The organism is Mycobacterium sp. 852013-51886_SCH5428379 (assembly GCF_001665575.1).
Lineage (GTDB): Bacteria > Actinomycetota > Actinomycetes > Mycobacteriales > Mycobacteriaceae > Mycobacterium.
This window is the reverse complement of sequence record NZ_LZSU01000009.1, coordinates 24,846-43,921: the sequence shown is the minus strand read 5'-3', so window position 1 is coordinate 43,921 and position 19,076 is coordinate 24,846. Positions and strand designations below refer to the sequence as shown.

Sequence of the window (19,076 nt, the reverse complement as noted above, 5' to 3'; positions counted from 1 at the left end):
GCCGCACGGACGCGGCACTCCGCGTCGGTGCGACCGGATTACTCGCGACTGGTAGGCGCAGGCTCGCACTGCATTACGCTGGGCGCGTGGAGCTCCGGCAGCTGCGCTACTTCGTCACCGTCGCCGACGAGTTGAATTTCGGGCGGGCCGCCGATCGGCTGCGTATCGCGGGACCGTCGCTCTCCCAACAGATCAAGGCGCTCGAACGCGATCTGAAGGTGCAACTGTTCGACCGTGACCGGCGCTCGGTGGCCCTGACGGCGGCCGGTTCGGCATTGCTCCCACGTGCGCGGGCCCTCATCGCCCAGGCCGACGAACTCCGCCGCGACGCGCTCGGTCTGGCGGCGGCTGACCCGGTCCGCATCGGTTACGTCCAGTGGTGCCCGACGGATTGGGCGGAGCGCGCCGCGGGCGTGGCGCCGCTGCGGGTGGATACGTGGGTGATGCCGTCGCACGCACAGGCGGCACGCGTGGCGGACGGCAACCTCGATCTCGCGATCTGCTGGGTGGAGCGGACCGATCTCGACGCACTGTCGCTGGAGGCCCGGCTCGTCGGCGTCGACCGGCTGTACGCGGTGGGTCCGGGGCGCGACGGCGCACCCGTCGACGCACGCGAGGTCACCGTGCTGCTCGACTCCGATCAGGCGAGCTGGTCGTCGTGGAACCGGTTCGCCGATCAGTTCGCCCGCGCGGTCGGTGCGCGGGTGATCCGCGTGGACGACGGGGGAGTGACGGGTTCGACGTTCTTCGACCATGTCCGGCGGCTGCGGGGACCGGTGCTGAACAACCCCAAGGGGCAGCACGACGTCACCCCGCCGGACCTGATCCGGCGACCCGTGCTGCACCCGGAGCCGATCTGGACGTGGTCACTGGTGTGGCGCCTGGACGAGCCGAATCCGTTGGTACACAGCTTGGTTGACGCTTTCACCGGCGATGTCGACCGATCGGCGCTCACCGCCCCCGGGGTGTGGCTACCTGCCCGCGACCCGCACCGCGCAGGGGTGGACTGAGCTCCCGGCAGCTCAGGCGTAACCACGCGGCCGTGCCGGCCGACACCGTCACCACCGCGGCGGCGACCATCAACGCCGGCCGGAAGCCCTGATGCAGCAGGGGTGTCACGACAACCGGACCGAGGATCTGGCCCACCGAGTAACCGGCGGTGAGTCCGGCGACGGCCCCGGGGAAAGCCAGCTCGCGGCCCGCCGCCAGCGCCATTCCGCTCACCCCGATGAACGTGGCGCCGAACAACACCGCGCCGATGAGGGCAGCGGCGGTACCGCCGAACAGTGCCGGTGCGGCGATGCCGCCGGCCTGCATCACCAGGGCCGCGGTCAGCAGGGACGGCCGCGACCAGCGGGCGCTCGCCATCGCCCACAGCGCGGCGGACGGTGCGGCGGCCACCCCGACCAGCACCCAGGCCCCGTTACCCAGCCCGCCGGGTGTGGCCTGCCGGATGGCCGCGACGAGGAAGGTGCCCGCGATGATGTACCCCACGCCTTCGAGGGAGTAGCAGGCCAGCAACACGACGAACCATCGCCGGGAACCCGTCCGCTCGGCGGTCGCCGTGACCGGTGGCGGAGCAGCTCCCCGCATGCGCCAGGCCGGCACCCCGACCGCGGCGGCCAACGCAGCCGACGACCACCAGGCGGTCTGCCACCCCGCCGCAGGCAGGGCGAACACCACCAGGCCCGACAGTGCGATCCCGACGCCCACCCCGCCGAACCCCCACCCCGGTAGGTGAGCCGATCGCCCCCGAGAGTGGTCGAGCATCCAGTCGACGGCGATCACGAACACGACGGCACTCGCGAACCCCGCGACCGTGCGGATCGTCAGCCACGCGACGACGCTGTGCGTCAGCGGCATCAGCGCGAGGCCGGCGACGACGGCGGCGATCGCGGCGCGCCACGTGGCGGTCGTCCGGATCGTCCTGGGTGCCGCGATACCGGCGAGCGCACCGGCGAGATAGCCCGCGTAGTTGGCGGTCGCCAGGCCCCCGGCGGCGGCTGGGCTCAGACCGGCCTGCGCCGTCATCAGCGGAAGGATCGGGGTGTAGACGAAACGGCCGATGCCCATGGCCGCAGCCAAAGCCGCTGCGCCGCGGGCGAAATGAAGGTGGGGGTGGTTCCAGGCCATGACGCCATCGTCGGGCGGACCTGCCGGGGTGCGCCACGACCGTTCTGCTCCCAACTGGGAGGAACGGCCTTCCAGGGCTGCCCGACGTCATTACGTGGGGCCTCGACACGTAGGGCAAAGTCGGGCGCGGAACGGCTGGGCGTTCTAGCATCCCGGAATGGAAACCCACAGCGAATCCGGCGAGTACCTCGCCAAGCGAACCCTCAAGCAGGGCACTGCCGGCTGGGTTCTCCTCGCCGGCCTCGGCGTCGGCTATGTGATCTCCGGCGACTACTCCGGCTGGAACTTCGGGCTCGCCGAAGGCGGCTTCGGCGGCCTGGCGATCGCCGCCGTCATCATCGCCGGCATGTACCTGGCGATGGTGCTGGGTATGGCCGAGATGTCCTCGGCGCTGCCCGCGGCCGGCGGCGGGTACACCTTCGCACGCCGCGCGCTGGGGCCCTGGGGCGGATTCGCCACCGGCACGGCGATCCTGATCGAATACGCGATCGCCCCCGCGGCCATCGCCACCTTCATCGGCGCCTACGTGGAATCCCTGGGATTGTTCGGGATCACCGACGGGTGGTGGGTGTACCTGGCGGTGTACCTCATCTTCATCGGGATCCACCTGAGCGGCGTCGGCGAGGCGCTCAAGGTCATGTTCGTGATCACCGCGATCGCGCTGGTGGGCCTCATCGTCTTCGCCTTCTCGGCCATCGGTAGCTTCGACGTCGCCAACCTGACCGACATCGCCCCCACCGACGCGGCCGGCGCCTCGTCGTTCCTGCCGTTCGGTTATCTCGGGATCTGGGCGGCAGTGCCGTTCGCCATCTGGTTCTTCCTCGCCATCGAGGGCGTGCCGTTGGCCGCCGAAGAAGCCAAGGATCCGGCCCGCAACGTGCCCCGCGGCATCCTCGCTGCCATGGGCGTACTGCTGATCACCGGCACCACCGTGCTGGTGCTGGTCGCGGGCTCCGGTGGCGCCGAGGCGATGAGCGCATCGGGCAATCCGCTGGTGGAGGCGCTCGGAGACTCGACGATGGCCAAGGTGGTCAACTACATCGGTCTGGCCGGCCTGATCGCGAGCTTCTTCTCGATCATCTACGCGTACTCGCGCCAGCTGTTCGCCCTGTCGCGGGCCGGCTATCTGCCCAAGCGGCTGTCGGTGACCAACAAACGCAAGGCGCCGGTGCTGGCCCTGATCGTGCCCGGCATCATCGGTTTCATCCTGTCGCTGACCGGCCAGGGCGCGATGCTGCTCAACATGGCCGTGTTCGGCGCCGCCCTGTCCTACGTACTGATGATGGTCAGCCACATCGTGTTGCGGGTCCGCGAACCGGACATGCCGCGCCCCTACCGCACTCCCGGCGGCATCGTGACCACGTCGTTCGCGCTCGTCATCGCGGCTTTCGCGGTGGTCGCCACGTTCCTGGTGGACAGCACCGCAGCCACCTGGTGTCTGGTCGTGTTCGCCGGGTTCATGGCCTACTTCGGCATCTACAGCCGCCACCACCTGGTGGCGAACTCGCCGGACGAGGAATTCGCGGCGCTTGCGGCCGCGGAGAAGGAACTCGGCTGACAGGCACCGACGTCACGCTGTCCGTCGCGATGAGGGACGGCTCGGCGGCTGAGCACGACGCCGCCGAGCAGTCGCCGTTCATCACCGAACTGCTGGCGGGCCGGGTCAGCGGGCAGGGCTACACCGAGTATCTGCTGCGGTTGTGGCTGGTCTATTCGGCGTTGGAGGACACGGTCCGGGCGCACCGCCGCGATCCGCTCGTCGCCGCGGTGTACGACCCGGCGCTCGAGCGTGTCCCGGCGCTGGACGCGGATCTGCAGCACTGGGCGCCCGGCGTCGACCGAGACGTGGATTCGCCTGCCGCGCAACGCTATCGGGAGCGGATTGCCGGATCACCCTGGGGCGGCGCGATACTCGCCCATCACTACACCCGCTACCTCGGCGATCTGTCCGGCGGACAGGCCATGGGCAGGATCCTGGACCGCGAGTTCGGCCTCGGGGGCACGGGTCTGGCCTTTTACCACTTCCCGGTGCGCGTAAAACCGTACAAGGACCGATACCGGCGACGGCTCGACGAGCTGGGCCTGACGGCCGACGACGCCGCGCGCGTGGTGGACGAGGTGCGGCTGGCGTTCGGACTCAACCAGGCCCTGTTCGACGAACTGGCCGCCCAGCTGCCGTCCTACGCGCGCTGACCAGAACCGACACCACCAACACCACCGCACCGGCGAGCGAGGTGACCAACACCGGCGCCGTCTCGCTCAGCCGTACCGCGATGCCGATCAGCGCCCAGATCAGCACCAGCGCATAGGCCATGTCGCGGTGCACCAGGCTCATGGTGAGTCCGAGCGCGGTCGCGACCACCACCATGATGGCGCCCCACGTCGGTTCCGACAGCCCGAAGCCCGACCATCCGGCGGCGTCGAGGGTGATGGTGGCGTTGGCGATCGTGGCCACCGAGATCCAGCCCAGGTACACCCGGAACGGGATGTGCACCGTCCACAGCTCCAGTCTGGAGACCGGCGGACGAGCCGCCTGCAGGCGGTAGATCACGATCAGCGTGCCGAGCAGCACGATCATCAGCACCATGCTCAGCGGGAACAGGTTGTGATGCCAGGCGAACAACCAGGAGCAGTTGGCCAGCGCGGTCAGCAAATACCACGGGGCGATGGCCCGCGCGGTGCCGCTGTCGGCACCGCCCCGGACCGCGTCGCGGACCAGGTATCCGGTGTAGGCGATCAAACCGAGGTAGATGAGGCTCCAGATCGAGAACACGTACCCGGCGGGGACGAAGTACACCTCGAACCTGCGGGTGACGTCGCCGGTGGTCTGGCCGTTGATGGGCAGACTGTTCGCGAGACCGTTGACGACGAGCGTCGCCACCGTCGCGAGGGCGGCGGCGATCGACAGCAGCAACGGGGACGTCGAACGGCGCTCGACGCGGGTGCTGACCATGGAACCTCTTCCGTATCGGATCGAACCCGGGGTATGCCCGGTGGTGGCGATTCCGAATCCGGCTAACGCCGGCCACGCGGCGGCCGATACCCAGACGTGACCTCGATCCGCATCGCCGCCTTGGCGGCCGCGACATTGCTCGCGCCGTGGGCGTGGGCGCCGGCCGCGCAGGCGCAGCCGTTCGCCGAACTGGACGCCGTCCCGGTCGTGGCGTCCCCGACGTGCGACGGCACCGTCCGCGCCGAAGCCCAACTGACGCCGGTCCAGACCGACGGCCGGGTCGACAACGGCGTCCGGGTGGCGATCAACTACGACGCCGGCATCTACGACGGATCGTGTGCGCTCACCGTGACGGCCGCATGGGCGAATCTCGACACCGGCGCGAGCGGCGCCGAGGACATCACCGCAGTGTCGACGATCGACGGCCACTACGGATTCGTCGGATACGCGAACACCACGTTCGCCACCGGCAGCGGCACCGTCGTCATCACGATCAGCTCGCACCCGGGGCAGGAGTTGCGGCTCACCGTGTGACGTACCGACGGGGAACCGTCCAGTGACGTCCGAACTCCTCGTCGAAGCATTCGGGGTCGAACCGGCTGTCACCACCCGCGGGGAAACTGGTCAACTCCCCGAAGACGACGCGTCCACCGACGTCGTACAGGTCGACCCGGACGAAATCGGTGTCGGCGCCGAGTCGCTGTGCCACCTCGATCATCTCGTCCATGCAGGCGGGTCTGCCGGGTTCGGGGTCCGCCCACGGCGGTCCGCCGGACAGCGGCACGTGCGTCCAGTCCGGCCGGAAGAAGTCCTGTGTCCGCCGGTCGAAACGGCCGCCGTCCACCTGCACGTAGGCACACGTCCCGTGGAAGACGAAGAACTTGTAGTCGGCGGGGATGGCGCCGTCCGCGTCGGCGAGCATCTCCTCCACGATGATCTGCGGCGGAATCCGGCCGTACACCCATTCCCGGTTGGGGCCCTGGCCGTACAGCTGCCTGAGCCAACCCCGGCAGATCCGCGCGATGTCGTCGCGTGACGCGAACTCCGGCCGCACGTGCTAATAGCTCCAGTCGCCCGGAACCGAGGGCAGCCGTGCCTCGACCGATCCGCGACCGGAAACCACGATCGCCGCTCCGCTTCCGTGGGTGGGCTTGACGACGTAGGCGTCCGGCAGGGCCACTCCGAGCAGTACCGACGGATCGGCGGTGATGACATAGGCATGCGGAAGATACTGCGGTCCAATCACATTGGCCACATATCCGCGCACGGCAGCTTTATCGGCGAAGGTCACCACGAGCGGACGATGGTCGCGCAACATCTTGTACCGCACCTTGTCCCGGAACGTGTGCGGGTTCCGCGTGCGCCACAGCCGCGCTGCGCGGACCAGCTTGCTCCGTTCGCGCCAACGGACATCGGTGGGTTCCACCCGCCCAGGCTAAGACCGTGTCCGGTCTCGGATCGACCAGGGTTACCCTGAGAGCATGTCGGAGTCCATATCCGCGCGGCGCAAAGCGGCCGCGATCGGCAAATTCGTTGCGACGCAACGATTTACCCGTGACGAGGTGTTTGCCGATCCCTGCCCGGTGCCCGCCGAGGCCGGTGCGATGGGCTGGTGGTTCCGGGAGGTACCGGGGCAGATCGACACCAGCGGCTGCGAACAGCGCGATGGGTGGACGTTGCTGTATGTGGGCGTGAGCCCTGGGCCGCCGTCGAAGAGCGGCAAACCGGCCACGCCCCAGGAGCTACGTAAGCGGATCCGCTACCACTTCGGCGCAGGTAACGCCGATGCCCACGGTTCGACGCTGCGCAAATCGCTCGGCGTCCTGTTGGGCGAGCAACTCGGCTTCGCGCTGCGCCGGGTGGGCACCGGGAAACGGCAGACCTTCGCCGGCGGTGAAGCGGTGCTGACCCAGTGGATGGCGGAGAACGCCGCGGTGTCGTGGGTGCTGCACCCCGAACCGTGGCACCTCGAGGCGAAATTGCTCGCCGCCTTGGACCTACCCCTCAACATCCAGAAAAACGAAGGTAACGCCTTCGCCCCGACACTGAGACAACTGCGTCGGGACGCCGGGGTGCGGGCCGACCGGATGCGCGTCCTCGCGGAGTGGTCTTAGCGTTCTGTGTCCCTGGTCGCCGCGGCCACCGCACCGGCCAGCCAGCGGACCGTGGACCACGTCTGCGGCGCCAGTCGGGTCAGCGGCCACGTCACCAGACCGGTGACCAGGCTGCACACGCTCTCGGCGACCGACTCCGGAACATGACCGGGATCCATCAGATCGTTCTCACCCAGCGGCCCGGCCTCGGCGGACACCATGTGCCGGGTGAAACTTCGCAGCGACCGGCCGGTGCCGCGCAGCGAGTTCATCGCGTCGAGGAACGAACCGGTCGCGGATAGTTCGGCGCGGAACCGGTCGACGGTCACCCCGAGGTGCTCGGCCGCCAGATCGTCTCGCACATAGAGGATTTCGTGCCGAACAGCATCCTCGCGGGAACCGCCGGGCACCGCCTCCAGCGCGACGTCGCATTCGCTGTCGAAACCCAGCGAGCGGTTGTTGAGATTCGACGAGCCGACACGCAGCAGCCGGTCGTCGACCACCAGCACCTTCGAGTGCACGTACACCGACTTCCCGCCGGCGGCGATCGGCCAGTACACCCCGAGCCTGCCGTGCAGATCCGCACTCCACAGCAGTCGCAGCAGACGTTCGCGGGCGCTGTCCATCGACTGCTGTTCGAGCCGGCTCTCAGAGCTGCGCGGCAGGATGATGACGATCTCGGGCCCGTCGGGTTCGCGCAACCGCTCGGCGAGTGCGTCGGCGAGGCTGCGGGCGGCGAGGTACTGGTTCTCCAGATAGATGACGTCGCGCGCGGCGGCGATGGCGGCCAGGTCCAGTGCCTCGACCTCACGGACCTCGACGTCGGCGGGCGGTGCGGGCAGCGTCCGGGCGATCCCGACGACGACGTCGCACAGCGGGTCCCGCACCGCCGGCGGCCAGAACGTGCGACCGGTGTCGACCGGTTCGAGCGTCTCACCCGTCGCGGTGCGCCACCGGTCCCTGGCCACCTCGGCGAGCGCGTGCGCGGCGGCGCCGTCGACCACCGTCGCGACCTCGTGCCGCGGGCCGTAGCTGTTGCCTGCCGCCGATCGGCGCGGGTCGTCGTTGAGGTGTAACCGGGTGTCCCAGCGTCCGATGGTCAGATCGATGCCGCCGCAGAACGCCAGGGCGTCGTCGACGACGACGATCTTCTGGTGGTGCACCGCCCCGGTGGGGTGGGCGCCGTCGACCGCGAAGTGCATCCGCGGGGACGTGACACGGTTGACCAGGCTGACCGGGGCGATGCCGAACCAGAATCCGTCGAACGCGGACAGCAGCCGCAAATTCGATTTGAGGAGATACACCTCGAGGTCGGGTTGCTGCCGGATCAGCCAATGCAGGAAGGGAGCGAGGTGTCGCGGGCCCGACAGGTCGGCGTCACCTGTCTCCAACGGCGTCCGGTAGTCCAGATCCCAGCCGACGATGATGATGCGCCGGGTCGCGTTGAGCATCGCGGCCTTGACGTTGCGCAGGTAGTTCTCGCCGTCGACGATCCGGCTGAAGCGGTCCGCGTGCGCGGTGCGCCAGCAGGTGTCACCCGGGATCAGAATCCGCCCGGTGGACGGCGCAGTGGTTCTCATCGTTCCTCGTCCATTCGGGGCCGGCGTCATCAACTGATCACATTCCACACCAATCGGAGGCTTTGCTCGCCGTTAAATTGTGTTGGTGCCCGAGTGTGAGAGCTGAACCGTGCCCGCAGCAACCGCCATCCACTTCTTCCTGGCACTGGCCGTCATACTGGCGGCCTGCCGTCTTGCGGCGATGGTGGCACAACGCGTCGGGCAGCCGCCAGTGGTGGGGGAGATGATTGCGGGGGTCGTCCTCGGCCCGTCGCTGCTGGGCCGGATCGCGCCCGGCGTCCAGCAGGACCTCTTCCCGCCGGGCACGTCGAACGTCGTGCTGTACACCACGGCGCAGATCGGCCTGGTGCTCTACATGTTCGTCGTCGGCCTCAACTTCGACGTCAACCACGTCAGGCAGCGGGCGGGCACCGCGGTCGCGGTGTCGACGGCGGGCACCGTCGCGCCGCTCGTGCTCGGCGCCGCGGTCGCGGTTCCGCTGCTGGCCGACGGGCGTTACTTCGGCGACGGCGTCACCGTCGTCATGGCGATGATGTTCCTGGGCGCGGCCATCGCGATCACCGCGTTCCCCATGCTGGCCCGGATCATCTTCGAGAAGGGGCTGGCCGGAACGTCGCTGGGTACCTTGGCGCTGGCCTGCGGGGCGATCGGCGACGCCGTGTCGTGGTGCATCCTGGCCACCGTGGTCGCCATGCACAAGGGCAGCCCGGCCACGGCCGTCACCACCATCGTCGGCGGCGTGCTCTACGCGGTGTTCGTGCTGACCGTGGGACGACGGGCGGGACGTGCACTGGCCGACCGATCGGGCGACGGGCCGGCGGTCTCCGGGCCGGCGCTGAGTACGGTGCTGATCTCCCTGATGCTGTGCGCGTGGTTCACCGACACGATCGGCATCCACGCGATCTTCGGCGCCTTCATCCTCGGTGCCGCCCTGCCGTCGGGTGCCTTCGCGCAGCGGCTCACCACCACCATCGAGCCGCTGACCACGCGGCTGCTGCTGCCGCTGTTCTTCGTCTACTCCGGGCTGAACACCGAGATCGGACTGGTCAACACCCCGGGGTTGTGGGCCGTCACCCTGGGTCTGATCGTCGTCGCGATCGCGGGCAAGGGGGTGGCGTGCGCGGTGGCCGCCCGGCTGAGCAAGGTGCCGCTGCGGGAATCCGTCGCGCTCGGTTCCCTGATGAACGCCCGCGGACTGATCGAGCTGATCCTGCTGAACATCGGCCTCGAGGCCGGGATCATCACGCCCACCCTGTTCACCATCCTGGTGCTCGTCGCCATCGTCACCACGCTCATGGCGTCGCCGTTGTTCGAGTACGCCTGCGGGCGTCAGGAGCCCCGCATGAACGGTGCCCGTTCGGGTACTTCAAAAATCTCGACGATTGATTCCGGAGGGGGAACCGCGTGAACGTACGCGCCCAACTTTCGCAACTCGACTCCTCCGCCCGGGACGCCCTGGCGCGCAGGATCCGGAGCCAGCTGGCCGAAAAGAGTGGTCCGGCAACCGATCACGATGTCGCCATCGTCGGTGGCGGGGTCGCGGCGATGACGCTGGCGCTCCAGCTCCGCGACGCGCGTCCGGACACGCGGATACTGATCATCGAGCCCAACACCCATCCGGTGCCCGAGATGACCCACACGGTGGGCGAGTCCACCGTCGAGATCTCGGCGCACTATCTGCGCGAGCAGATCGGCCTCGGCGACCATCTCCAGACGTCGCAGATCCGCAAGATGGGCCTGCGGATGTTCTTCTCCCACGACGGAAACACTGATATCGCGCAGCGGGTGGAACTGGGCGGATCGGTGTTCGTGCCGCAGGTGACCTACCAGATCGACCGCGGCCGGCTGGAGAACGAACTGCACCGACGGTGCACCGCAGCCGGTGTGGACATCGCGCAGGGCCGGGTGCGGTCGGTCGATCTCGGGAAGCAGGCCCCGCACACCGTGCACTATCAGCACGACGACGAGGTGGCACGGACGACGGCGCGCTGGGTGGTCGACGCCTCCGGTCGCAACCGCCTGCTGCCGCGCCAACTCGACCTCCGGCAAGCCAACGGGCATCACTGCAACGCGGCCTGGTTCCGCATCGCCACCGAGATCGACGTCAACGCTTGGAGCGACGACCCCGCCTACCACCAGCGCCTCACCGAGGGCGACCGCGCGATGTCCACCAATCACCTGATGGGCGAGGGGTATTGGGTCTGGCTGATCCGGCTGGCGTCCGGAGCCACAAGTGTCGGCATCGTGGCCGACCCGCATTTCCACCCGTTCGACGGGTTCAACACCCTGGACAAGGCGCGAGCCTGGCTCGCGCAGCACGAGCCCCAGTGCGCAGCCGTCGTCACCGCGGACGAGCACCTCATCAAGGACTTCCGGGTGATGAAGCGGTACAGCCACGGCGTCACCCAGGCGTTCGACGGCGCCGATCGCTGGTGCCTCACCGGTGACGCCGGCGTGTTCCTGGATCCGCTGTACTCCTCGGGCCTGGACCTGGTGGCGATCGGCAACGGCCTGATCACCGACATGGTCACGCGCGACCTCGACGGACAGGACGTCGTCGCCCGGTCCCGGATCAGCGACTCCCTGTTCCGGTCCCTGGCCGAGATGTGGCTGGCGATCTACCAGGACCAGTACGTCCTGATGGGTTCTGCGCCGGTGATGTCGGCGAAAGTGGTGTGGGACATCGCGTTCTACTGGGGATTCATCGGGTTCCTGTACTCCAACGACCGATTCGTGCGCGTGGCTGACGATCCCGGTTTCGTCCCGCATCTGGAAGGATTGATCGCCCTGAGCAACCGGGTCCAGCTCTTCTTCCGGGAGTGGGCCGCGGTGGAGCAGGGCGGATCGCGGGTACCGTTCGTCGACCTCTATGCGCCGCTGAACTTCATGGCGACCCTGCACCACGCGATGATCGGTGCGAGCCCCAACTTCGCCGAGCAGTTCGACGCCAACGCGCTGCTGCTGCGTCAGGTCGCCGGTCAGCTCGTCGACACCGTCCTGACCGAGAAGGCCGCCGACTTCGACGACGACGTCGTGCGGCAGGTACAGGCGTGGCAGCGCGATCCGCTGCTGCGGGAGCTGCGGGCGATCTACCGTCGCGAACAACCCGTCAATCCGGTCAGCAGCGGCTGGATCGTCACCGCAACCCCTGAGCTGCAGTCGAATTGAGTACCACGATGAGCACCGAACCCACCACGCCCGCGCCCTTGGCGATCGTCGGCATCGGATGCCGCTTCCCCGGCGGCGCCGACTCGGCAGAGCGCTTCTGGGAGCTGCTGTGCAGCGGCACCGACGCGACCAGAGTCGTCCCCGAAACGCGTTGGCACGGCCCCCGCTACCACGATCCCAACCCGGCGAAGATCGGCAAGATCGTCACCGACCGCGGTGGATTCCTCAGTGACATCGACCAATTCGACCCCCAGTTCTTCGGGATCTCCCCGCGGGAGGCGCATTCCCTGGATCCCCAGCAGCGCCTGCTGCTGCAGGCCACATGGGAGGCGCTGGAGGATGGCGGGATTCCCGCCGACGGGCTGGCGGGCACCGATGTCGGCGTATTCGTCGGCGGCTTCACGCTGGACTACCAGCTGCTGCAGAACCAGGGCCGCACCAGTCGCTACCGCTTCAAATCCCATTCCGCGACCGGAATGATGATGACAATGCTGGCCAACCGGCTGTCCTACGCCTTCGACTTCCGCGGGCCCAGCATGTCGGTGGACACCGCGTGCTCGAGTTCCCTGGTGGCCGTCCACCTTGCGGCACAGAGCATCTGGAGCGGGGAGAGCGTGCTCGCCCTGGCCGGCGGGGTGAACATCATGGTCGGTCCGAACACCGCCATCGCCGAGTCCAAGAGCGGATTCCTCAGCCCCGAGGGCCGGTCCAAGGCGTTCTCGGATTCGGCCGACGGCTATGCGCGCGGAGAGGGTGGCGCCATCGTCGTCATCAAACCGCTCGAGCAGGCAGTGCGCGACGGCGACGCGATCTACGCCCAGATTCTCGGTACCGCGGTATCGCAGGATGGTCACACCGACGGCATCACCGTGCCGCGCGAGGACGCCCAGGAGGCGGCGATCAGAAGCGCCCTGCGGCGCGCCGGTGTGCAACCCGCCGACGTGGCGTACGTCGAGGCACACGGCACCGGAACGCCCGTCGGCGATCCCATCGAACTGCGGGCACTCGGGCGGGCGCTGGCCGCCGACCGGCCCGCGAGCGACCCACTGCTGGTGGGTTCGGTCAAGACCAACATCGGCCACCTGGAAGCCGGCGCCGGGGTCGCCGGGCTGATCAAGGCGGCGCTGGTCGTCGACCGGGGCCACATTCCCGCCAATCTGCACCTGGACGCCCCCACCCGGCACGTGTCGCTCGACGAGTTGAAGATAGATATCCCCGGCACGGGCCGGCCGTTCCCCGCCCGGAGCCGTCGGATCGCCGGCGTCAACTCCTTCGGGTTCGGGGGCACCAACGCCCATGTGGTATTGGCCGAACCGCCTGCCCGCGAACCGATCCCAGCCATCGACCCGTCGCCGGCACCGGTCCTGCTGCCCATCTCGGCCCGCAGCGAGGAAGCGCTGCTCGCGGTGGCCGGACAGCTCGCCGAGCACCTCGACGCCCATCCCGACGTCGCGCTCGACGACCTCGGGTACACCCTGGGCAGGCGGCGCACCCATCTCAACCACCGCCATACCGTCGTCGCCGAGACCGTCGCCGAGGCGCGCGAGCGACTGCATGCGGTCGCCGACGCCGGACAGCTCACCACGGGCCGCATCGCCACGACCGCACCGAAACTAGCGTTCGTGTGCACCGGGATGGGCCCGCAGTGGTGGCGGATGTGCCGCGGACTGCTCGACGTCTTCCCCGTGTTCACCGACAGCATCGTGCGGTGCGACCGGGAGCTGTCCCGCTACGCCGACTGGTCACTGCTCGAGGAACTCCGCCGCGACGAGGACTCTTCGCGGATGACCGAGACCGAGATCGCGCAGCCGGCGAACTTCGCCGTACAGGTTGCACTCGCCGAGCAGCTCGCGGCGTTCGGCGTCCGGCCCGACGCCGTCATCGGCCACAGCGCGGGCGAGGTCGCCGCACACCATCTCGCCGGTCTGCTCACCTTCGAGCAGGCGGTCGAGGTGATCTACCACCGCAGCCGGCTCCAGCAGCGCACGACGGGGCAGGGCCGCATGCTGGCCGTCGGCCTGGACGCCGACACCCTGATGCGCACCGTCGACGAGAAGGTGCTCGACGAGTTCGGCCGCCGGGTGTCGGTGGCGGCGATCAACAGCCCGTCGGCCGTGACCGTCGCGGGCGACGGAGATGTACTCGAAGACCTCGCGCGGCAACTCGACGAGGCGCAGATCTTCAACCGCCATTTGGCGGTGCAGGTGCCCTACCACACCCACTACATGGATCAGATCCGAGACGAGCTCCTGCAGGCCTTCGACGGGTTGTCGTCGAAGACCGCCGCAGTTCCGCTGTACTCCACGGTCACCGGGGAGCGCCTCGACGAATATGCCGCGGGTGCGGCCTACTGGTGGCAGAACACCCGCGCCACCGTCCTGTTCGAACCGGCGATCCGCCGGATGCTCGATGACGGGTACACGCACTTCGTCGAAATCGGTCCGCATCCGGTGCTGGCGGCATCGGTATTCGAAACCGCGGGGCAGCAGCGGGTGTCGCTGACCGCGACGCAGCGTCGCGGCCACGACGACGCCCGCACGCTGCTGGACTGCGTCGGCGCCCTGCACAGCCATGGTCATGACATCGATTGGGAGGCGGTACATTCCCGTCCCGGCCGGGTGCTGAAGCTGCCGTCCTATCCATGGCAGACCAAGCGCTACTGGGTCGAGACGCAGGAGACGACGGAGTCGCTGTTCTACCGCCCCGTCCATCCGCTGCTGGGCCAGCCGGTCAGCGGTGTGCACCCCACCTGGGAAGCCGAGATCAGCACCCTGGTGAACGCGTTCCTCGCCGACCACCGGGTGCAGGGCAGCGTGGTGCTGCCCGGCTCGGTGTACATCGAGATGGCGGTGGCCGCCGCGAAAGCGACGTACGGGTCTCATCACAGCGTGGACAACCTGGTACTGCACCGCGCCGTCCTGCTCGACGACACCTGCGATCCGATCCTGCGGACCACGCTCAACCAGGACACCGGCGCGCTGGAGTTCGCGGCGTTCACCGCGACGGCCGACGGTGATCTGAAGTGGGCGATCACCGCGACCGCCGAACTCAACACGCTGCCCACAGCACCCGCCGGGCGCGGCGACCACGGGACGGCCGAACCGGTCGCCGAAATCGACGGTGGTGACTTCTACGCCCGTACCGAGGCGATCGGCTTCGACTACGGCGATGCGTTCCGTTCGGTGCGCCGGGTGACCGCCGGGGAGGACTGGGCCATCGCAGACATCGCCGTGCCCGACGGGATCACCGCCGGCCTCGGCGACTACTGTTTTCACCCTGCGCTGATCGACGGTGCGTTCCAAACACTCTTCGGTGCGCCGTTTCTCGGTCAGAAAGAGAGCGAGGATCCGTATCTGCCGACACGGATCCGGCACTGCGCGGTATATGGCCCGGCCGAGGAGAACATGTCGGTTCGCGTCGACGTCGTCGAGGCGACCAGCGAAGCGGTCGAATGCGACATCATCGTCAGCGGAGCCGAGGGTCGTACGCTCGCCGTCTTCGACGGATTCGTCGTGCAGTCGCTGAGCGCTTCGTCGCGGATGTCGGCCGAGCACATCGACAAGGGGCTCTACGAGATCCAGTGGGTCCCCCGCATCCCCGATGCACCGGAACCCGTCCCGGCTACGGAGGCAGACCGGTCCTGGCTCGTGCTGACCGACGACCACGGCGTCGGTGCGGCGGTGGCCGGCGAACTCACCGCCCGAGGACAGTGGGTCCAGACGATCGGTGACGCCGAACTCGTTGCCGCCCAACTGGACAGCGCCGGAGTGGCGGTCGGGGTCGTCGACTTCCGCGCCGTCGATCAGCCCGAGCCGGAACGGGGAGCCCTGGCCGTGCTGCGGCTGGTCAAGGCGCTGATCGGCCGGGACGGGACCACACCGCGGCTGCACCTGGTCACCGCGAATGCGCAACCCGCGCCCGGGACGTCGCTCAGCGGTGTCGGCCAGGCGGCGATCTGGGGACTCGGACGCGTCATAGGCCATCAGGAACTCGGCGAGTACTGGGGCGGCCTCATCGACATCGATCTCGCCGACGGCCACGCCGAAATCGCCTCGCATATCGTCGATCAGCTGCTCAGCGACGGCGCCGACGATCAGCTCGCCCTGCGCACCGGCGCGGCGTTCGTGCCCCGGCTGCGTCCGTGCGCCGGGCTGACCAAGCCGTTCCCGACCAAACTGACCCCCGACGCGACGTACGTCGTCACCGGCGGCGCCGGGGCGCTCGGCCGTGTCGTGGCCACCTACCTCGCCGAGAAGGGCGCGCGGCACATCACCCTGCTCGGCCGCAGCAGCATCCCCCCGCGAAGCAGTTGGGCGGACCTCACCGAAGGCGATCCCCACTTCGCCACCGTCAGCACCATCCGCGCAGTCGAACGCCTCGGCGCGCACGTCGCCACCGCCAGCGTCGACATCACCGACGCCGACCAGGTGGCCGCATGGTTGCGCGACCACACCCGCGACGGCGGCCGGCCGGTCCGCGGAATCATCCACGCCGCAGGAGTCGTCGCCGACCAGCTGCTGGTGAACATGGACGAGGACGACTTCGTCAAGGTGCTGCGGCCGAAGGTGACGGGAACCCGGATCCTGCACGAGGCCTTCGCCGGCCACGACCTCGAGTTCTTCGTCATGTTCGGGTCGGCCGGCTCGACCATTGCCGCACCGGGCCAGGGTAATTACGCGGCGGCCAACGCCTTCCTCGACGCCTTCGCGCATCACCGTCAGGCACAGGGTCTGCCGGCTCTGACGATCGGCTGGGGGCCGTGGTCGGTGGGCATGGTCGAAGAGCTGCACCTCGAGAAGATCTACGCGCATCGGGGTATCGAGCTGATCACCCCCGCGGTCGGCGGTCGGATCCTCGACCGCCTCGTCAACCAGCGGGCGGCCAACGTCGTCGCCATCACCGCCGACTGGGGCCGGGCCCGCCAGGCCGGCCTCGGTGGACACCTGCCGGCCATGTTCTCCGATTTGCAGGCATCCGGACCGACTGCGGCAGAAGATGATTCGGACGCCTCGATCCTCGATGTGCTGGCCGCGACCCCGGAGGCCGAGCGCCGGGCGGTGGTCGCCGACCACGTGCGGCGTCTGGTGGCCGCCGTATTCGACACCGCCGTGACCGACATCGAACCCGACGACATGCTCGACGACATCGGTCTGGACTCGATGATGGCCATGGATTTCCGTGTCCGCATCAACACGATGTTCTCGATCGACCTGCCGGTGCTCGAGATCCTGCGGGGTGTGAGCGTGAACTCGCTGGCCGAGCGCATCCTGACCGATCTGCGCGAGGTTCATGCGGACGTCCCCGCCACCGACGACGCACCTGACGGGCAACCGGTGACCGACGAGGGGGTGGACCGGCTGATCGAGGAACTGTCCGACGACGAACTGCGTCGCCTGCTGGCAGAACTCGAGGCGCAGCCCGCCGAACCGGAGACCGGGGGAGCGACGTCGTGATCGCGTCCGCAGTCCACGTTCGGGGGTTGTCGAAGGCCTATGGGCGGGTGCCTGCGGTGCGCGACCTCGACCTGGACGTCGGATACGGGGAGGTTTTCGCCATCCTCGGCCCCAACGGTGCGGGTAAGTCGACGACGATCGAGATCCTCGAGGGCAACCGCCGCCGCGATGCGGGTGAGGTCGCAGTGCTGGGGGAGGACCCCGGGACGGCGGGCCGAGCGTGGCGGGCCCGGATCGGCATCGTGCTGCAGGAGGTGAGCGACGCCGGAATGCTGACCGTCGCGGAGACGGTGCAGATGTTCACGCGGTGTTACGGCGCCACCCGCGCCCCGGCCGACGTGCTGGAGCTCGTGGGCCTCACCGCCGCGGCCGGGAAGCAGGTGCGGGCCCTGTCCGGCGGTCAGCGCCGCCGCCTCGACGTCGCGCTCGGCATCATCGGCATGCCCGATCTGCTGTTCCTGGACGAGCCCACCACCGGCTTCGACCCCGAGGCGCGGCGGCAGTTCTGGGACCTCATCCGGCTGTTGGCTGCCGACGGCACCACGATCCTGCTGACCACGCACTATCTCGAAGAGGCTGCGGCGCTGGCGGATCGGGTCGCGGTGATCGCCGCAGGCAGCGTGGTGGCCGTGGACACGCCGACGCGGTTGACCGCGCACATGACCGGGGCCGCGACGGTCCGCTGGGTCGAGGGCGACCAGGTGCACGTCGAGCACACCGACCGCCCGACCGAACTGATCCGGCAGCGCAGCGCGCACGGCGCGGAACTGGCCGAACTTACCGTCACGCGGCCGACGCTGGAAGACGCGTATCTGCATCTGATCGGGCTGGCGTGATGTCCGTCGGTCAGGACCGGATCTCGCCGGCGCGCCAACGCACCCGGCATTCCACCGCCGCGCTGCCGTCGGCGGTGCGAATCGGGTTCTCCCGCGTCATCCCCGAACTGAAGATGTTCTACCGCAGGCCCGAACAGCTGGCGCTGACGTTCTCGATGCCCGCGGTGATCTGCCTGCTGCTCGGGTCGATCTTCTCGGAGCGGCTGCCGGGCAGCGACATCACCACCGGCACGGTGATCGCCGCCAGCATGCTGGCCTACGGCATCCTGTCGACGTCGTTCATCAACCTCGGCATCAGCATCGCCGCCGACCGGGACAGCGGAGCGCTGCGGCGGCTGCGGGGGACTCCCGCGACCGCGTCGTCATACTTCATCGGCAAGATCATGCTCGTCGCGATCGTCAGCCTCGCCGAGGTGCTGATCCTGCTGGCGGTCGGAGTGTTCGTCTTCGACCTCCGATTGCCCACGGGCGCTTTCGAGTGGTTCACCCTCGGGTGGGTCTTCGTGCTGGGCATCGTGAGCTGCTCACTGCTCGGCATCCTCATCAGCAACATCGCCGGCAACGCACTGTCGGCCGCCGTCCTGACCAACGGTCCTGCCGTGGGTCTGCAGTTCCTGTCGGGCACCTACGTGCCGCTGATGGTGCTGCCGACGTGGATGCTCATCGTGGGGTCGGTGTTCCCGGTCAAGTGGATGGCGCAGGGGTTCCGCTCGGTGCTGCTGCCGCCGGAGATGGTCTCGATCGAACCGGCGGGCAGCTGGGAGCACTGGCGGATCTTCCTGGTGCTCACGGCGTGGAGTGTCGGCGGCCTGATCGGCTGTCTGACCGTTTTCCGGTGGTCCGACCGGGACTGACCAGGC

Annotated in this window: 13 protein-coding genes and 1 pseudogene; 10 read left to right on the top strand and 4 right to left on the bottom strand. The window is 68.8% G+C overall.

Translation table 11 applies throughout. From position 1 onward, the window contains the following. Positions 1-86: 86 nt before the first annotated feature. Positions 87-1,010, top strand: coding sequence for a LysR family transcriptional regulator (locus tag A5757_RS02405; protein ID WP_066828366.1), 924 nt, complete (start codon positions 87-89; stop codon positions 1,008-1,010). Here A5757_RS02405 and A5757_RS02400 read toward each other — a convergent pair. Continuing rightward, positions 952-2,133 (bottom strand): YbfB/YjiJ family MFS transporter, encoded by a 1,182-nt coding sequence (locus A5757_RS02400; protein ID WP_231983860.1) that lies wholly within the window; start codon positions 2,131-2,133, stop codon positions 952-954. The genes A5757_RS02405 and A5757_RS02400 overlap by 59 nt on opposite strands. Before the next feature lie 157 nt (positions 2,134-2,290). Between A5757_RS02400 and eat the strand changes: the two genes are divergently transcribed. Together eat and A5757_RS02390 are read left to right on the top strand one after the other, a co-directional pair. Next, positions 2,291-3,691: an ethanolamine permease gene (gene eat, locus A5757_RS02395; RefSeq protein ID WP_066828364.1), complete on the top strand. Its 1,401-nt coding sequence runs from the start codon at positions 2,291-2,293 to the stop codon at positions 3,689-3,691. 29 nt (positions 3,692-3,720) lie between these two features. Further along, positions 3,721-4,326, top strand: a complete 606-nt coding sequence (locus A5757_RS02390) for a heme oxygenase (biliverdin-producing) (protein WP_066828363.1) — start codon at positions 3,721-3,723, stop codon at positions 4,324-4,326. On the opposite strand, the gene A5757_RS02385 is transcribed toward A5757_RS02390, so the two are convergent. After that, entirely contained in the window at positions 4,271-5,086 is an 816-nt protein-coding gene (locus A5757_RS02385) for a TspO/MBR family protein (protein ID WP_066828362.1), read from the bottom strand. The genes A5757_RS02390 and A5757_RS02385 overlap by 56 nt on opposite strands. Before the next feature lie 96 nt (positions 5,087-5,182). On the opposite strand from A5757_RS02385, the gene A5757_RS02380 reads away from it, so the two are divergent. Next, positions 5,183-5,620 (top strand): hypothetical protein, encoded by a 438-nt coding sequence (locus A5757_RS02380; RefSeq protein WP_066828361.1) that lies wholly within the window; start codon positions 5,183-5,185, stop codon positions 5,618-5,620. Here the strand turns inward: A5757_RS02380 and A5757_RS02375 are convergent. Then, positions 5,610-6,416, bottom strand: a pseudogene (locus A5757_RS02375) (ATP-grasp fold amidoligase family protein). The gene A5757_RS02380 and the pseudogene A5757_RS02375 sit on opposite strands and share 11 nt — an antisense overlap. 151 nt (positions 6,417-6,567) lie before the next feature. On the opposite strand from A5757_RS02375, the gene A5757_RS02370 reads away from it, so the two are divergent. Next, complete coding sequence (locus A5757_RS02370; protein ID WP_066828360.1) at positions 6,568-7,200, top strand: GIY-YIG nuclease family protein; 633 nt, start codon at positions 6,568-6,570, stop codon at positions 7,198-7,200. On the opposite strand, the gene A5757_RS02365 is transcribed toward A5757_RS02370, so the two are convergent. Next, on the bottom strand, positions 7,197-8,759 hold the full coding sequence (locus tag A5757_RS02365) for a phospholipase D-like domain-containing protein (RefSeq protein ID WP_066828359.1): 1,563 nt from the start codon (positions 8,757-8,759) through the stop codon (positions 7,197-7,199). The genes A5757_RS02370 and A5757_RS02365 overlap by 4 nt on opposite strands. A 109-nt stretch (positions 8,760-8,868) precedes the next feature. On the opposite strand from A5757_RS02365, the gene A5757_RS02360 reads away from it, so the two are divergent. From A5757_RS02360 to A5757_RS02340, 5 genes are read left to right on the top strand one after another with little or no spacing between them, the layout of a single operon-like run. Continuing rightward, positions 8,869-10,167, top strand: coding sequence for a cation:proton antiporter (locus tag A5757_RS02360; protein ID WP_082929275.1), 1,299 nt, complete (start codon positions 8,869-8,871; stop codon positions 10,165-10,167). Then, on the top strand, positions 10,164-11,927 hold the full coding sequence (locus tag A5757_RS02355) for an NAD(P)/FAD-dependent oxidoreductase (protein ID WP_066828358.1): 1,764 nt from the start codon (positions 10,164-10,166) through the stop codon (positions 11,925-11,927). Before A5757_RS02360 ends, A5757_RS02355 begins: the two co-directional genes overlap by 4 nt. Positions 11,928-11,935: 8 nt before the next feature. Continuing rightward, positions 11,936-17,380, top strand: coding sequence for a type I polyketide synthase (locus A5757_RS02350; protein ID WP_066828357.1), 5,445 nt, complete (start codon positions 11,936-11,938; stop codon positions 17,378-17,380). Next, positions 17,380-18,216 carry an ABC transporter ATP-binding protein gene (locus A5757_RS02345; protein WP_066828400.1) on the top strand — a complete coding sequence of 279 codons (837 nt, stop codon included), beginning with the start codon at positions 17,380-17,382 and terminating at the stop codon, positions 18,214-18,216. The genes A5757_RS02350 and A5757_RS02345 overlap by 1 nt, the downstream gene beginning before the upstream one ends. Next, positions 18,216-19,070 (top strand): ABC transporter permease, encoded by an 855-nt coding sequence (locus tag A5757_RS02340; protein WP_066828356.1) that lies wholly within the window; start codon positions 18,216-18,218, stop codon positions 19,068-19,070. Before A5757_RS02345 ends, A5757_RS02340 begins: the two co-directional genes overlap by 1 nt. The last annotated feature ends 6 nt before the right edge of the window (positions 19,071-19,076 follow it).

Coding starts and splice junctions, on each gene's coding strand:
- A5757_RS02350 (WP_066828357.1), top strand. CDS start 11,936: ATGAGCACCGAACCCACCACGCCCGCGCCCTTGGCGATCGTCGGCATC.
- A5757_RS02385 (WP_066828362.1), bottom strand. CDS start 5,086: ATGGTCAGCACCCGCGTCGAGCGCCGTTCGACGTCCCCGTTGCTGCTG.
- A5757_RS02365 (WP_066828359.1), bottom strand. CDS start 8,759: ATGAGAACCACTGCGCCGTCCACCGGGCGGATTCTGATCCCGGGTGAC.
- eat (WP_066828364.1), top strand. CDS start 2,291: ATGGAAACCCACAGCGAATCCGGCGAGTACCTCGCCAAGCGAACCCTC.
- A5757_RS02400 (WP_231983860.1), bottom strand. CDS start 2,133: ATGGCCTGGAACCACCCCCACCTTCATTTCGCCCGCGGCGCAGCGGCT.
- A5757_RS02370 (WP_066828360.1), top strand. CDS start 6,568: ATGTCGGAGTCCATATCCGCGCGGCGCAAAGCGGCCGCGATCGGCAAA.
- A5757_RS02390 (WP_066828363.1), top strand. CDS start 3,721: ATGAGGGACGGCTCGGCGGCTGAGCACGACGCCGCCGAGCAGTCGCCG.
- A5757_RS02340 (WP_066828356.1), top strand. CDS start 18,216: ATGTCCGTCGGTCAGGACCGGATCTCGCCGGCGCGCCAACGCACCCGG.